The sequence below is a fragment of the Rhizobium grahamii genome (assembly GCF_009498215.1).
GTDB lineage: Bacteria > Pseudomonadota > Alphaproteobacteria > Rhizobiales > Rhizobiaceae > Rhizobium > Rhizobium grahamii_A.
In genome coordinates this window covers 3,303,558-3,318,672 of sequence record NZ_CP043498.1, presented here as the reverse complement: position 1 = coordinate 3,318,672, position 15,115 = coordinate 3,303,558, and the positions used below count along the sequence as shown (strand labels likewise).

Genomic DNA, 15,115 nt, shown 5'->3' with positions numbered 1-15,115 from the left:
TGCGGCTTGCAATTGTTCGAAAACACGACCATTCGACTAGACTATTGACAGCTGCCTTATTTCTGTCATGATCCCGTTAACGCTCGTTAATTTTCGTGATCATGGAGATGAGGCATGTTTTTTCTCGGCGGCATGACCATGGGTTATCTCGCGCCACCCGCTAAAGTGGATAGCGCTGCTGCATCGGTTTCCGTTCCCGCCGAAAAAGATCGGCGCAAGATCGACGTTTCGAACGCGTCGCAGCAACCGAACGCAGTGGAACGCTCGTTGATCTGGGCGTGGCGTACCGTCTGCTGAAATCGGAAAACAGAATTTTCCGTCCAAGCGGGTTCGAAGCAAAATTATCTCTACCAAGTAGATAGAGAATATAAGAAAATCACGGCAAGTTAAAACTTGCAACGAGCGGAGGCGGCACATGGCAGATTTGGGTATCGCGCATACTCATGCAAACCATCACGGGCCCGTACGCAATCGGAAGCGGGCAAACCACGGCAAATTGCAGTTCATCCTGCATGCGGGATTGATCGCGGCTGCGTTTGTTTTCGTTACCTCATTGGTTTTCGGTCTCATCGGCTGACTTTGTCGGCCGGCATCCAGACTTGCTGTTTAACCGGATGGTGGCAGGACTCCAATCGTAACCTCGCCTTCGTGACGAAGCGCTTGGTCAAACCAGTTCCCCGCAGTTTTGGCCTTGGCCCAAAAGCCTCTTTGCCGCATTGAGGTTTCCACGGAATGTGGCTATCAACGTGTCCGTGCCTGCGGCAGGGGAACTATGAGGCGTTTGTTTACGAAGACAAAGCAGTGGAGCGTGCGCATTCTTTGCGCGCTCGCGCTCGTCTTCGTTGGTTTTTCCCATCAACTCCCCGCCCTTGCGGCGAGCCCAACGTCAGGTGATTTTTCGGCATTCGTACTTCCCGATGGGACACTGCCGACACTCTGCGTTACTGTCAGCAGCGAGACCGGGAAAGCTCATCCCGACAAGGCGCATGTGAGCGGATGCGAGGCCTGCCGTATCAGTGCGGCCGTGATCCTCCCGGTGCCGAGTGAACTCGGGGGGATTCGCTCCGACATCCTTGTGAAGGCTGAACTGCCCTTGCGGGCTGCCGTGATCGCGCGCAAGCTTTTGGCGCCCAATACCGGTCCGCGAGCGCCCCCTGCAAGTCTGATCCACGCTTGAACCCGCGTTGCGGCCGGCAGCCGCAGTCGCGCCTTGCATATGCCTGATGCGCTCGTTGCGCGATCAGCTTGGATACGGACCATTTCATGTCTATGACTGCGGCCGCCGGACAGGCGGAACATCAGAGCGGCGTTTCGCTCTATCGTGCCCTGTGGCGCTGGCACTTTTTCGCGGGATTGCTTGTCATTCCCTTCATGCTGAACCTGGCGGTGACAGGGTCGCTGTATCTCTTCAAGGATGAGATCAACGACACCTTCTTTGGTTACCGCTACAACGTTGTTCCAGAAGGAGCGCGTCTTTCTCCCGCTGACATCACCGAAATCGCAAGGCATGCCTTGCCGAATGGTTCCATCGTTTCCTACAGGGATCCGGCGTCGGCAGAGCGCTCCGCGATCGTAACCGTCGCGACCGGCGATGCGGAGACCCTGGTTTTCGTCAATCCGTACAACGGGGCGGTTCTCGATACAGTAGGGGCGACCGACGAATTCAACTATGTCGTCAAGCGCATCCATAGCCTTGCCTTCTTCGGCCCCGCCGCCAACAGGCTGGTAGAGATCACAGGCGGTTTCGCCATGATGCTCGTCGTGAGCGGAATCTATCTCTGGTGGCCCCGACAACAGAGCGGAGGCGTCGTCAGCCTGCGTGGCACACCGAGGCGGCGCGTCTTCTGGCGTGACCTGCATGCCGTAACGGGAGCGTTCGCCGGTGTGCTGATCTTCTTTCTTGCCATCACCGGCATGCCTTGGTCCGGTTATTGGGGAGGCAACGTCAATGAATGGCTGACCAGCCGCGGTCTCGGCTATCCCGTCGAGCTCTGGGACAATGTCCCGCAGTCGCGCAAGGTAACTGAAGATATCCTGCCGAAGCCGGGCTGGGTCGTCGAGAGGGCGCCGGTTCCGCTGTCGGACATCGCCGCCGCGCAGTCGGCCAAGCCTATCGGTATCAACGCTGCGGTGGAGATTGCCAGAGGGCTCGGCATCCGGCCCGGCTTCGATCTCGCCATGCCGGCGGGCGGGGCGGGCGTTTACACTGCGGCCGTCTATCCAGAGGATGTCAGCGGTGAACGAACGATCCATATCGATCAGTATTCCGGCAAGCCGCTGGTCGATCTCGCTTTCAGCCAGTACCCTTTCCTCGGCAAGGCCATCGAATGGGGGATCAACGTCCATCAGGGGCAGGAGTGGGGACGGTTCAATCAGCTGCTGATGCTGGCCACGTGCCTGGCGATCATTGTCAGTTGCGTGTCGGCGGTGATCATGTGGTGGAAGCGGCGGCCATCCGGCCGATTAGGCGTACCGCCGATGCCGCCGCAGCGGTCGGTCTATTTCGGTCTTTGGGTAATCGTGGCCGTGTTTGCCGTGCTGTTTCCGTTAAGTGGCCTCGCCGTGCTGGTGATGGTCGCTTTCGATCAGGTTTTAGTTCGCTTTGTGCCGCCGCTGCGGCGTGTTTTTGCCTAGGAGGCGTTTCGATGAAAAAGCTGTTTCTCGCAGTTCTGATCGTGCTGGCTGCACAAGGCGCCGAAGCACGGGACTACACGGCCGGCGAGATTGCCGTTCTCGCACCGGCCGCCCGGGCAATGCTGCCCGGCGCCAAGGTGGGCGGGGGCTATCTGACGATCAAGAATTCCGGTGGGGAAGCGGATGTTTTGGTGTCGATCTCGTCGGACAGGGCAAAGTCCGTTCAGCTGCATGAGATGAGCGTCAACGGCGGCATCATGGTCATGCGCGAGGCCAGGCAAGGCCTGGAACTGCCGCCGGGTGAAACGGTCGAGCTGAAGCCTGGCGGCTATCACCTGATGTTCATGGACGTCGACAAGCCGTTCAAGGAAGGTGAGCAGATCCGGGCGACCCTGACCTTCCAGAAGGCCGGTCGTGTCGACGTGGAATTCGCTGTCGGGAGTGCCTTCGGCCCGATCGGCGCTGCCAAGGCCGAGCAGGGCGATATGACGGGAATGGATATGAGCCAGATGGTCATGGGGGGCGACGCCCAGCAAACGATTCCCGCCAGACTGAAGGCAATGTTCGAAACGCCGGAGAAGCCGTTGACGGTCAACCCTGTCGTTGTTCAGGGAGATTGGGCAATCGCTGGATGGCTGCAGGATGGCCGCGGTGGCCGGGCGCTCCTGAAGAGCAGTCCGCATGGATGGAGCGTCTATCTTTGCAGCGGTGACGGTATCACCGAGGCGAACGCACTTGAGAAAGTCGGTATCTCTGCTGCCGATGCATCCGCTCTTTCCTCCGCGCTGAAGGCTGCGGAAGCAAAGCTCGACGCAAAGACGCTACAGCTTTTCTCAAGTTTTGAGGGGACGGTTTTGATGGAGCAGTCCAGCGGCAACGCCGACCACGGCGGCCATGAAGGCCATGCTCAATGAGACGGGCGCCTTACAGGTTCGTCCTACGTCCATTCATCTATCAAGCAATCAGGGAGGCATCGCATGCCTAGTTTCACGCTCCGTTTTCTCTGCGCCGCTACGGTGGTCCTCGGCTTTTCCGGGCAAGCGTTCGCTCATGCGCACCTGAAATCGTCGGTCCCGGCCGACAATAGTTCGGTTGCCGCACCCAGCGAACTGGACCTGACGTTCAGCGAAGAGCTCAACATTAAATTCAGCGGCGCCAAAGTTACCGCGCTCGACGGCAAGGAGGTGAAACTTGGCGATATCATGTTGATGGATGGTCGCAAAATACTGATGGTTCCGTTCGCCGGCACGCTCGCGCCAGGCGTCTACGAGGTCGATTGGCATGTGCTGTCAACGGACGGCCACAAGACCAACGGAACATACACCTTCACGGTGACGCCTTAGGGGGATATAGCTCGGTTGCCTGGGCGAGCCCTGTCTCGCCCGACCTACGATCAGCACACAATTACACATCGGCTGCCAAGCGGACGTTGGCTAAAAGTGAGGGACTATCAATCGCAGGTGTGTTGAATGGCGGAGAGGGTGGGATTTGAACCCACGGTACCCTTGCAGGCACGCCGCATTTCGAGTGCGGTACATTCAACCACTCTGCCACCTCTCCGCGGTCTGGTTGACGCCGTTAGGCGCGGGCTGTCTCATAGCGAGAGTTTTGCGGGCTGGCAAGATGAAATCTCAAGCTTTTCATCCTTTTGCCTTGACAGTCCCCAGGGCCTCGCGTATCTGCGCTGCGCAATAGGTGTGGAAAAGTCCGCGCCTTGCTATCCTCGCGCTCGCGCGGAGATTTCACCGGCAGTCAGAATTCAAGGCGAAATCCTCTGAAATCCCTGCTCAACATCGACTGATAAAAAGACGGCCTCCCGTTTTGACGCGGGCTGAGCCGGAACGAACATGAAAGGATAAAAAATGTTCGCAGTCATCAAGACCGGCGGTAAGCAGTACCGTGTGGCGGCAAACGACGTGCTGACCATCGAGAAGCTTGAAGCAACCGCTGGCGAAGCAATTGAATTCACCGAAGTCCTCGTAATCGGCGAAGGCGCCGACGCTGCGATTGGTGCTCCCTTCGTCAAGGGCGCTTCCGTCAAGGCCGAAGTGGTCGAGCACAACCGCGGCAAGAAGGTCATCGCCTTCAAGAAGCGCCGTCGTCAGAACTCGAAGCGTTCGCGCGGCCATCGCCAGCACCACACTGTTGTCCGTATCACGGACATCGTGGCTGCCAAGTAAGATCACGGGACTTTAAGGTTTAAAGGAGAACTCCAATGGCACACAAAAAAGCTGGCGGTTCATCGCGCAACGGTCGTGATTCCGAATCCAAGCGCCTTGGCGTGAAGAAGTTCGGCGGCGAAACCGTCATCGCAGGCAACATCATCCTGCGTCAGCGCGGTACGCAGTGGCATCCGGGCGCCAACGTCGGCCTCGGTAAGGACCACACCATTTTTGCGCTTACGGCCGGCAATGTGAACTACCGTACGAAGGCCAATGGCCGCGTGTACGTGTCTGTAATGCCGAAAGCGGAAGCAGCGGAATAAGCCGGTAGCGCTCTAAAACAGCCGGCGTCTCATCGACCCGGCTGAGCGTATCAGGTTCAGTCTAGAAAACAGGGGAGATGGGGCGCCATCTCCCCTTTTTTCTTGTCCAACGAAGGAGGACTGAACATGCAAGGCGAATTGTTGAGGGAGGACCAATCACGGTCTCTCCGGGAAGACCAGCGGTCTCCCAAGGAACGGCTGCGGCCTGAGCGGTTAAGGACCGATTGCCCTGTCTTGCTGTCGGAAAGGCTCGTCATGCGCGCGCCCCACGAAGAAGACATCGACGCCCTTGCCCATCTTGCCAACAACGCCAAAGTCGCCACAATGGTGTCGCGTATGCCGCACCCGTATACGGCCAATGATGCCGCCGACTTCGTGCGACGCACGAAAAACGGCGAGATTGGCAAGTGCGTCTATGCGATCACCAAAGCCGAGAACGGCGCCTTTATCGGTTGCTGCGGAGTGGAGCCACATCTCGACGGACGGACCGTTGAGATCGGTTACTGGCTGGGAGAACCTTTCTGGAATCAAGGCTTTATGACCGAGGCGTGTCACGCCCTGGTCGATATGGTCTTTCGCACGCGTGAAGATGTCGATCAGATCGATGCCCGTTGCCGGGTGATGAACGTCGCGTCGCGGCGGGTCATCCAGAAGTGCGGTTTTCAGTTCCAGGGATCGGGCCTTGCGGCGTCGCTGGCGCTCGGCAGCAACGTGCCGGTCGAGTGGTACAGGCTTGATCGGAAGACCTGGATGTCACTGAGAAGCTGGGGGAGCGTCCTATGAACGCGATCAGTCTTCAAAGACCCAGGAGCCAACTGATGACGCCCGGCCCCTGCCCGTCATCGCCACCGACCGGTTGGTTCTCCGGCCGCACCGGCTGAGCGATGCCGATGCGATCGCGGACACGTTGTCCGACTTCGCCGTGACCCGTATGCTCGCACGTGTTCCTGCCCCTACGACAGGCAGGATGCGCTCGACTGGCTGGTACCGGTGACGGCTGGCGGCATGCCCGACTGGCAGTTTGCGATCACGACCGGCGACGACGCGCATATCGGTGTCGTCGCTATCGAGTTGCGCCATGGTCTCTGGCACCTCGGCTACTGGCTCAACCGCTTCTACTGGCGGCGCGGATACATGAGCGAGGCGGTATCGGCTGTATTGGAGCGTTTTTCGCGCCGTATGCCCGAGACCGCGGTTCATTCCGGCGTGTTTGCCGACAACCCGGCCTCGCTGAAGCTGCAGGAAAAGCTCGGCTTCCGCATGACCGGTTGCAGCGAGATCTACAGCTTCGCACGCAATACCATGGTCACGCATGTCGAGACGATGCTGATGCCGGGGGCGTTGCAGCAGGCCAAGATCGCCTGAAACTAAAAAATGAGGCGTCCCGATGCGTCGGGACGCCTCAACACTTAGTTGTCGATCTCGACCCAGATGGGAAAGTGGTCGGAGCCGACCGAGTCCGTATCGATCGTTGCCGATTTCAGCCGGCCGGTGAGGCCGCAGCTGACAAAGATGTAATCGAGATGCATGCGTTTGCCATGATCCTTGGGGTCCATCCAGCTATAGCTGCCGGCGGGTAGGCGTCCAACGCCGCAAGCGCGTCGACAGGCGTGCCGATACGCGGGACGCGGCCGTAGTAGCCGTCTTTCGCGCCGGCCAGAACGCAGTATTCGGGCGATTCCGGGGTCATGTTGAAGTCGCCCAGGATGACGTAGTCTTCGGGCACCGGCGGATCATTGACGTCGAATTCGGGGCGCCGGTAACGGAGCCGCCCTCGGAAACGAAGGCATTGATGCGTTCGTTCAGGTGAGCGAGTTGCCGGTTGCGCTCGTCGATCGAGACGTGGTCGAGATGCACCGAATAGACGCGCAGCGCACCATGAGGCGTTTCGATGACGGCTTCCGTCGCGCCGCGTTGGAGATTGAGCTTGGAGATCGTTCGGCTGCGCGGCAAGAGCAGCGTTCGGGTCGACAGGATCGGCCAGCGCGAAAGTACCATGTTGCCAAACTGGAAGCGCGTTCCGCGTTGCGGCCAGCCGTCGGAACTGACTTCGACATGCAGGTCGCAAGCCGGCCCATAGACCCAGAAATGGCTGGGAAAAAACGCCGCCAGGTTAGCCACCATGTCGGCATAGTCGTTCCTGACGAAGCCGCGGGTCACTTCCTGGAGCGCGATGATGTCTGCGCCCTCGAGGCTCGCGGCGATTCGGTCGAGATCGTAGATGCCATCAAGACCGAAGCCGTACTGTATGTTATAGCTCGCAAACTTCACGATAATCCTTTGACCTCCGATTGAACCGCCTATATCGAAAGCGGCAAGAGGGGCGATGAACAGCCACCGGACGATGGAAGTAAAATGAAATTTCTCGACGAAGCAAAGGTCTATATCAAGTCCGGTGACGGCGGCGGCGGCAGCGTCTCGTTCCGACGCGAGAAGTTCATCGAATTCGGCGGCCCTGATGGCGGCGACGGTGGACGCGGCGGCGACGTCTGGGTCGAGGCGGTCAACGGCCTCAACACGCTGATCGACTTCCGCTACCAGCAGCATTTCAAAGCCACGATCGGCACGCATGGTATGGGTCGAAATCGTACGGGCGCCAACGGCGCGGACGTTACGCTCAAGGTCCCTGTCGGCACGCAGGTTTTCGAAGAGGACAAGGAAACGTTGATCTGCGACCTGACGAGAGAGGGACAGCGGTTCCGTATCGCCACGGGCGGCAATGGTGGCTTTGGCAACGCCCATTTCAAGACCTCGGTCAACCAGGCGCCGGATTGGGCAAATCCGGGTCTTCCCGGCGAAGAAAAGACGATCTGGCTGCATCTGAAGCTGATTGCAGACGCCGGACTTGTTGGCTTGCCGAACGCCGGCAAGTCGACCTTTCTCGCGGCCGTGACGCGGGCTCGACCGAAGATCGCCAACTACCCTTTCACGACGCTTCACCCAAATCTCGGCGTCGCCACGATCGACGGGCAGGAGTTCATTCTCGCGGATATTCCCGGGTTGATCGAAGGTGCACATGAAGGCGTGGGCATCGGCGATCGCTTCCTCGGACACGTCGAGCGCACGCGCGTGCTTTTGCATCTTGTGTCTGCACAGGAGGAAAAAGTCGGCAAGGCCTATACGACGGTCAAGACGGAGCTTGAGGCCTACGGCAACGATCTGGCTGATAAAGCCGAGATCGTCGCGCTTTCGCAGATCGATGTGCTTGATGATGCAACGCTGAAGAAGAAGACGAAGGAACTTGCCAAGGCTTGCGGCAAGACGCCGTTCCAGATTTCGGCGGCAACGGGCAAGGGCATGACCGAAGTGTTGCGCGCCCTGCGCGACATCATCGTCGAGGCGAATGCCGGCGCGGCAGAGAAGCTTGCCAAGACGCCAAAGCTTCGCCACCGCGACACGGTCTCGGATGATGAAGGCGAGGTCGATGACGACGCGTAAGCCGCTTGAGCGCTATCGCCGTATCGTTATCAAGATCGGCTCTGCTCTGCTCGTCGATCGCAAGGCTGGGCTGAAGAAGGCCTGGCTCGATGCGATGTGCCGCGATATCGCGGCGCTGAAGTCAAAGGGCGTGGATGTCCTCGTCGTATCCTCGGGCGCTATCGCGCTCGGTCGTTCGGTTCTCGACCTCCCCTCCGGCGCGCTGAAGCTCGAAGAGAGCCAGGCTGCGGCCGCTGTCGGCCAGATCGCGCTCGCTCGCGCCTGGTCCGAAAGTCTGTCCCACGACGAGATCGTCGCCGGGCAGATCCTGCTGACACTCGGCGATACGGAAGAGCGCCGCCGCTACCTGAATGCGCGCGCCACCATCAGCCAGCTTCTGAAGATCGGCGCCGTGCCGATCATCAACGAGAACGATACGGTTGCCACCAGCGAAATCCGCTACGGTGACAACGACCGCCTGGCCGCGCGGGTCGCGACGATGACCGGGGCCGATCTGCTGATCTTGCTATCCGACATAGATGGCCTCTACACGGCGCCGCCGCACCTCGATCCGCAGGCAGAGTTTCTCGCCACGATCGCCGAGATCACGCCCGAAATCGAGGCCATGGCCGGGGGCGCGGCATCCGAGCTGTCCCGCGGCGGCATGCGCACCAAGATTGACGCCGGCAAGATCGCGACGACGTCGGGCTGCGCGATGATCATCGCGTCGGGAAAGACGGATAGCCCGCTTTCGGCGATCGAAAACGGCGCTCGTTCGTCGTGGTTTGCGCCTTCGGGAACTCCCGTCACGGCCCGCAAGACCTGGATTGCCGGTCAGCTGCAGCCTGCCGGCGAACTCCACGTCGACGAAGGCGCGGTCACGGCGCTTGGCGCCGGCAAGAGCCTGCTGCCCGCCGGTGTGCGCAAGGTCGTCGGGCTTTTCAGCCGCGGCGATACAGTGGCGATTGTCGGTCCTGAGGGGCGCGAGATTGCACGCGGGCTCGCCAGCTACGATGCCGAGGAGGCACGACAGATTACCGGCCGCAAATCGACGGAGATCGAGGCGATCCTCGGCTATGCCGGGCGCGCGGCCATGATCCATCGCGACGACATGGTGATGACCTCGCAGATCGGTTCGAAATCTGAAAGGCAGAAGAAGGACACAAGCTATGCTTGATACTGTTGCGCAGAGCCCTGACATTGACGCGCTGATGAACGACATCGGCCGCAAAGCCAAGGCTGCCGCGCGACCGTTGGGCTTTGCGTCCACTGAAGCCAAGAACAAGGCGCTCAACGCCATGGCGGATGCGATTCTCGCCAGCAAGGATCATATCCTCGCCGAGAATGCCAAGGATCTGAAGGATGTCGCCGGCACTGATATGCTGGCGTCCTTCGTCGACCGCTTGACGCTGACGGAGAAGCGCGTTGCCGAGATGGCCGAAGGCATTCGCGCGATCGCCGCTCTCAAGGATCCGGTTGGCGAGGTGATTTCCGCCTGGGACAGGCCGAATGGCCTGAAGATCGAGCGTGTGCGCACGCCGCTCGGCGTCATAGGCGTGATTTTCGAGAGCCGTCCGAACGTGACAGCGGATGCCGGCGCGCTCTGCCTGAAGGCGGGCAATGCAGTCATCTTGCGCTGCGGTTCGGATTCCCGGCGTTCGTCGCAGGCGATCCACGCTTGCCTCGTGCAGGGGCTTAAGGCTGCCGGGGTGCCTGAGTACGCCATCCAGCTTGTTCCGGTAACTGATCGCGCTGCCGTCGGCGCAATGCTGCGCGGACTGAATGGCGCGATCGACGTTATCGTACCGCGTGGCGGCAAGAGCCTTGTTGCGCGCGTTCAGAACGAGGCGAGGGTGCCCGTCTTCGCGCACCTCGAAGGGCTTTGCCATATCTACGTGGACGCTTCAGCCGATCTCGATATGGCCAAGGAGATCGTCGTCAACGCGAAAATGCGGCGGACGGGTATCTGCGGCGCGGTGGAAACCATTCTCGTCGACCGCGCTGTTGCCGGCACGCATCTTCGCCCGTTGCTTGATACGCTGGCGGGTGCCGGTTGCGAGATTCGCGGCTCGGCTGCTGTCGTCGAGGTAATGCCTGGCGTAAAGGCTGCGACCGAGGACGATTGGTCGACGGAATATCTGGATGCGATCGTTTCGGTTGCTGTCGTCGACGGCATTTCCGGGGCGATCGAGCATATCCAGACCTATTCTTCCAATCACACAGAAGCTGTCATTGCCGAGGATCCTCGTGTGGTCGAGCGGTTCTTCACAGAAGTCGATTCGGCGATCCTGCTGCACAATGCATCGACGCAGTTTGCTGACGGCGGCGAGTTCGGCATGGGTGCGGAAATCGGCATCGCGACCGGCAAGATGCACGCCCGCGGCCCCGTCGGCGTCGAGCAGCTGACGTCCTTCAAATATCGGGTGCACGGCACCGGACAGACCCGGCCCTGACGTGACAAACGACGAAATCGACCGACATTATCTTCGCATGCCGCATACGGAGCGCGGGATGGTCGTCGGTCTTTTCGGCGGCTCGTTCAATCCGCCGCATGCTGGTCATGCGCTGGTCGCAGAAATCGCGATCAAGCGGCTCGGTCTCGATCAGCTGTGGTGGATCGTTACGCCGGGCAACCCGCTCAAGGATCGACGAAACCTCTTGCCGCTCGCCGAGCGTATCGCGCTGAGCGAGCGTCTTGCCCCCTACCCTCGATCAAGATTACCGCGTTCGAGCGGGATTTTGCGACAAGCTTCACGGCAAATACGTTGGCGCGCGTCAAGGCGCGCAATCCGCATGTCCATTTCATCTGGATCATGGGAGCGGACAGCCTGAAGACCTTTCATCATTGGCAGCGCTGGCAGGATATCGTCAACACATTCCCGATCGCCGTCATCGACCGCCCAGGGTCGACGTTGTCCTTCCTGTCATCGAAGATGGCGCGGACATTTGATTTTGCGCGCATCGACGAGGACGATTCACGCGCACTCTGGAAGAGGCAGGCACCGGCCTGGACCTTCATCCATGGTCCGCGCTCTGGCCTCAGCTCTACGGAAATTCGTGCGAATGGGCACGGCACCGTTCTCAGCCGCCAGCGATCCGAAAAGTAAAAAGCCCGACGGGGGAGGATCCGTCGGGCTTCTAAACTTGATCGACAACTGGGAGGAGGAGTGCTGCCGATCCATATCGAACGACTATGGGAGGAGGAGATCGCCGTTCGATGATTATGTTTTAGCAAACGGCGACGTTCCCTGAAATAGAGAATGTTGCATCGCAGCAATGTGCATTTTGCATGCCTTTGTCGGGGGATGGTTAAGTCTGCCGATTTATTCAGCAGCAGCACTGCTTGTTTCCTTCCTTGTCCTGATTTTGGTGCAAACCCAGCGTGCCTGGCGATCGCAAATCGGGGCGTGGGTGAGAGCTGTTATATTTTTCAGAATATAGCGCTAGCCAAATGCCTGACGTCGTTATATCTCTTCAGACATTTCGAAGCTTGGGGAGCAATTTCTGATGTTTAGCCGTCGTCAATGGGTTAGGTTTGCCGTCGTTGCCGTTTCGTCCGCGTGGCTCGGCGCATACGCACCGGCTGCCATGGCCGCCGAGAAAGTCACGATCTTCGCGGCGGCGAGCCTGAAGAATGCCCTGGATGCGGCCAATGCCGAATGGGCAAAGGAAAGCGGCAAGGAAGCCGTTGCTTCCTACGCTGCAAGTTCGGCGCTGGCGAAGCAGATCGAAGGCGGTGCGCCCGCCGATGTCTTCATCTCGGCCGATCTGGACTGGATGGACTATGTCGCCAAGAAGAACCTGATCAAGTCGGATACGCGTTCCAATCTGCTCGGCAATAGCATCGTGCTGGTCGCGGCCAAAGACAAAGCCAAGCCTGTCGATATCAAGCAGGGCTTCGACCTTGCGACCCTGCTTGGTGACGGTAAGTTGGCCATGGGCGAAGTGAAGTCCGTGCCGGCGGGCAAGTATGGCAAGACGGCGCTGGAGAAACTCGGAGTGTGGTCGTCGGTTGAAAGCAAGGTTGCGGGTGCCGAAAGCGTGCGTGCTGCACTCGCGCTCGTCTCGCGCGGTGAAGCTCCGTACGGCATCGTCTATCAGACCGACGTTTCGGCCGATCCGGGTGTAGCAACTGTGGGAACGTTCCCGGCCGATTCCCACCCGCCGATCATCTATCCGGTCGCCATTCTCGCTGAAAGCAAGAATGCAGATGCGGCAGCCTATCTGGACTTCCTGAAATCGGAGAAGGCTGCACATTTCTTCACGGATCAGGGCTTTACCATTCTGAAATGATTGGTCATTTTCAGACCTGACCTCAACAGGAGGCCCACTTGGGTGGGCCTTTTGATTTTGGAGATATCGATTGCACGCCTTTGGTCTCAGTGACGATGAGTGGACGGCAATCCTGCTCAGTCTGCAGGTGTCCGTCGTCGCCATGCTTGCCAGTCTGCCGTTCGGCATCGCCGTGGCCTTGGTTCTGGCGCGTGGCCGCTTCTGGGGAAAATCGATCCTGAACGGTATCGTCCATTTGCCCTTGATTCTGCCGCCTGTCGTGACCGGGTTCATTCTGCTTGTTCTCTTCGGTCGCCGTGGCCCGATTGGCAGCTTTCTCGATCAGCACTTCGGAATCGTGTTTTCGTTTCGCTGGACGGGCGCTGCACTCGCCTGTGCTGTCATGGCGTTTCCGCTGATGGTGAGAAGCATCCGGCTTTCCATCGAGGCGGTCGACAAGAAGCTGGAAGAAGCGGCCGGGACGCTTGGGGCAAGCCCGCTGTGGGTCTTCCTGACCATCACCTTGCCGCTGACATTACGGGGATCATCGCGGGGATGATCCTGGCGTTCGCCAAGGCTATGGGCGAGTTCGGTGCCACGATCACGTTCGTTTCCAATATTCCGGGCGAAACGCAGACCCTGTCGGCTGCGATCTACTCTTTCACGCAAGTACCGGGCGGTGACGCCGGTGCACTGCGTCTGACAATCATCGCGGTTGGCATTTCGATGGCTGCCCTGTTGGCGTCTGAATTTCTTTCTCGCATTGTGGGTCGGAGGGTCGATCCGGAATGACACTCATCGTCGAAGCGAAGCATCGTTTGGGAGGATTCGAGCTGGATGCCAGTTTCGCGTCGGAGCGCGGCATTACCGCGCTTTTCGGACGTTCCGGTTCAGGCAAGACGTCGATGATCCGGATTATCGCCGGGCTGACTCGACCGGAAAAAGGCCGCGTGGAGCTCGACGGCGACGTTCTGACGGATACCAGCAAGCGGATCTTCGTACCCAAGCACCGGCGACGATTCGGCTATGTCTTCCAGGAAGCTCGACTGTTTCCGCACCTGAGTGTACGCCAAAATCTCTTCTATGGCCGGTGGTTTTCACCTTCAGGCGAGCGCTCGGTCCAGCTGGAAAGGATTTCCGAGCTCCTCGGTATCGATCATCTGTTGGCCACAAGCCCGGGAAATCTTTCGGGCGGCGAGAAACAACGCGTGGCGATCGGGCGTGCCCTGCTCTCATCCCCTCGCCTGCTTTTGATGGACGAGCCTCTGGCGGCTCTCGACGAAGCCCGCAAGACGGAAATCATGCCCTACCTCGAGCGGTTGCGCGACGAAATGGACATTCCGATCGTGTATGTCAGCCATTCGGTTGCCGAAGTCGCGCGTCTCGCCAATCAGGTGGTGGTCATGCAGGATGGCGCCGTGACGGCGGTTGGTTCGGCCGAGAAGGTCCTCATGCAGCCGTCTGCGTCGCTTGATCGGCACGAACTGGGGCGCTGCTTCATGGGACCGTCGAGAGCGTCGACGATCAACATCGTGTGGCGACGATTGCCCTGAAAGGTTCCAAGCTGCATGTTCCCGGCCTGCTGCAATCCGGCAAATCCATTCGGGTGCGGATACCTGCACGCGACGTGATGATTGCCACCGTGCGGCCAGAGGGGCTGAGTGCCCTTAATGTGCTTCAGGGGGTCGTTCGGACCATCAACCCAGCCGATGACGCGACTGTGGACATTACGATCGACTGCCTTGGCGATGAAGTCCTGTCGCGAATAACGAGCTTCTCTGCAGAGCGTTTAGGCTTGAGAGCGGGAACGCCGGTTTTTGCCATCATCAAGACCGTCGCGATCGAGGTTTGACTCGCTCGGGATTTCGGCTGCGGGAGCGCGATTGGCGTCCAGCCAGGCAAGGTCGTCCGCCAGCATCGAGCGTACGGTCTGCTCCATCTGCCGGAAGCGGGCGAGGAGTTCGTCCCCGAACGCAGTCAGTGAGGCGCCTCCGCCTTTCTGGCCGCCGCGCTGCGATTCTACGACGGGTTCCTTGAACATTCTGTTCATGTCGCTGACGAGCAGCCAGGCGCGACGATAGGACATGTCCATCGCGCGGCCGGCGGCGGAAATCGAGCCTGTTTCCCTGATGTGTTCCAGAAGCTCCATCTTCCCGCGACCAAGACGGTCCTCGTGCGGAAAGCTGATGCGAAGGATGGGAGTAAGCGCGTCGTCGGTTGCTTTCATCGTCGTCTTTGCGTTTGAATGCTTCGCCACTTTACGTGGAGCGATCTGGACTGTACACCAGCGCCAGCATATCGCCTGAT

The 15,115-nt window shown here is 59.6% G+C and carries 14 protein-coding genes, 1 tRNA gene and 5 pseudogenes; 17 read left to right on the top strand and 3 right to left on the bottom strand.

The window, feature by feature from the left end:
• Positions 1–114 precede the first annotated feature (114 nt).
• From FZ934_RS16015 to copC, 6 genes are all read left to right on the top strand, one after another.
• Positions 115–297, top strand: a complete 183-nt coding sequence (locus FZ934_RS16015) for a hypothetical protein (protein ID WP_153271872.1) — start codon at positions 115–117, stop codon at positions 295–297.
• Positions 298–415: 118 nt separating this feature from the next.
• A complete protein-coding gene (locus FZ934_RS27855) occupies positions 416–577 on the top strand; it encodes a hypothetical protein (protein ID WP_194273726.1) in 162 nt (53 codons plus the stop codon).
• Between the two features lie 195 nt (positions 578–772).
• Positions 773–1,177: a hypothetical protein gene (locus tag FZ934_RS16010; RefSeq protein WP_153271871.1), complete on the top strand. Its 405-nt coding sequence runs from the start codon at positions 773–775 to the stop codon at positions 1,175–1,177.
• A gap of 86 nt (positions 1,178–1,263) precedes the next feature.
• The gene (locus FZ934_RS16005) at positions 1,264–2,634 is read left to right on the top strand and encodes a PepSY-associated TM helix domain-containing protein (protein WP_153271870.1); all 1,371 of its coding nucleotides are present in this window, start codon (positions 1,264–1,266) and stop codon (positions 2,632–2,634) included.
• A gap of 11 nt (positions 2,635–2,645) precedes the next feature.
• The gene (locus tag FZ934_RS16000; RefSeq protein ID WP_153271869.1) at positions 2,646–3,548 is read left to right on the top strand and encodes a copper uptake system-associated protein; all 903 of its coding nucleotides are present in this window, start codon (positions 2,646–2,648) and stop codon (positions 3,546–3,548) included.
• A 63-nt stretch (positions 3,549–3,611) separates the two neighbouring features.
• Positions 3,612–3,977 carry a copper homeostasis periplasmic binding protein CopC gene (copC, locus tag FZ934_RS15995; RefSeq protein WP_153271868.1) on the top strand — a complete coding sequence of 122 codons (366 nt, stop codon included), beginning with the start codon at positions 3,612–3,614 and terminating at the stop codon, positions 3,975–3,977.
• Between the two features lie 127 nt (positions 3,978–4,104).
• Here the strand turns inward: copC and FZ934_RS15990 are convergent.
• Positions 4,105–4,194, bottom strand: a tRNA-Ser gene (locus tag FZ934_RS15990).
• Between the two features lie 302 nt (positions 4,195–4,496).
• Between FZ934_RS15990 and rplU the strand changes: the two genes are divergently transcribed.
• From rplU to FZ934_RS15970, 4 genes and pseudogenes are all read left to right on the top strand, one after another.
• A complete protein-coding gene (gene rplU, locus FZ934_RS15985; protein WP_153271867.1) occupies positions 4,497–4,814 on the top strand; it encodes a 50S ribosomal protein L21 in 318 nt (105 codons plus the stop codon).
• 35 nt (positions 4,815–4,849) lie between these two features.
• Positions 4,850–5,119: a 50S ribosomal protein L27 gene (gene rpmA, locus FZ934_RS15980; RefSeq protein WP_016556789.1), complete on the top strand. Its 270-nt coding sequence runs from the start codon at positions 4,850–4,852 to the stop codon at positions 5,117–5,119.
• A 126-nt stretch (positions 5,120–5,245) separates the two neighbouring features.
• The gene (locus FZ934_RS15975) at positions 5,246–5,902 is read left to right on the top strand and encodes a GNAT family N-acetyltransferase (protein ID WP_153271866.1); all 657 of its coding nucleotides are present in this window, start codon (positions 5,246–5,248) and stop codon (positions 5,900–5,902) included.
• Positions 5,899–6,484, top strand: a pseudogene (locus FZ934_RS15970) (GNAT family N-acetyltransferase). Before FZ934_RS15975 ends, FZ934_RS15970 begins: the two are co-directional and overlap by 4 nt.
• Positions 6,485–6,528: 44 nt before the next feature.
• On the opposite strand, the pseudogene FZ934_RS15965 reads toward FZ934_RS15970, so the two are convergent.
• Positions 6,529–7,390, bottom strand: a pseudogene (locus tag FZ934_RS15965) (endonuclease/exonuclease/phosphatase family protein).
• Between the two features lie 84 nt (positions 7,391–7,474).
• Between FZ934_RS15965 and obgE the strand changes: the two are divergent.
• The 7 genes and pseudogenes from obgE to modC all read left to right on the top strand — a co-directional run bounded on the left by obgE (position 7,475) and on the right by modC (position 14,660).
• On the top strand, positions 7,475–8,557 hold the full coding sequence (gene obgE / locus FZ934_RS15960; protein WP_153271865.1) for a GTPase ObgE: 1,083 nt from the start codon (positions 7,475–7,477) through the stop codon (positions 8,555–8,557).
• On the top strand, positions 8,544–9,713 hold the full coding sequence (gene proB / locus FZ934_RS15955; RefSeq protein WP_153271864.1) for a glutamate 5-kinase: 1,170 nt from the start codon (positions 8,544–8,546) through the stop codon (positions 9,711–9,713). Before obgE ends, proB begins: the two co-directional genes overlap by 14 nt.
• Positions 9,706–10,989 (top strand): glutamate-5-semialdehyde dehydrogenase, encoded by a 1,284-nt coding sequence (locus FZ934_RS15950; protein WP_153271863.1) that lies wholly within the window; start codon positions 9,706–9,708, stop codon positions 10,987–10,989. Before proB ends, FZ934_RS15950 begins: the two co-directional genes overlap by 8 nt.
• A 37-nt stretch (positions 10,990–11,026) precedes the next feature.
• Positions 11,027–11,643: pseudogene (locus FZ934_RS15945) on the top strand (nicotinate-nucleotide adenylyltransferase).
• Positions 11,644–12,043: 400 nt separating this feature from the next.
• The gene (gene modA / locus FZ934_RS15940; RefSeq protein WP_153271862.1) at positions 12,044–12,829 is read left to right on the top strand and encodes a molybdate ABC transporter substrate-binding protein; all 786 of its coding nucleotides are present in this window, start codon (positions 12,044–12,046) and stop codon (positions 12,827–12,829) included.
• Between the two features lie 70 nt (positions 12,830–12,899).
• Positions 12,900–13,600 (top strand): annotated as a pseudogene (gene modB / locus FZ934_RS15935) (molybdate ABC transporter permease subunit).
• Positions 13,597–14,660: pseudogene (gene modC, locus FZ934_RS15930) on the top strand (molybdenum ABC transporter ATP-binding protein). The pseudogenes modB and modC overlap by 4 nt, the downstream one beginning before the upstream one ends.
• Here the strand turns inward: modC and FZ934_RS15925 are convergent.
• On the bottom strand, positions 14,598–15,035 hold the full coding sequence (locus FZ934_RS15925; protein WP_153271861.1) for a winged helix-turn-helix domain-containing protein: 438 nt from the start codon (positions 15,033–15,035) through the stop codon (positions 14,598–14,600). The pseudogene modC and the gene FZ934_RS15925 overlap by 63 nt on opposite strands.
• Between the last annotated feature and the right edge of the window lie 80 nt (positions 15,036–15,115).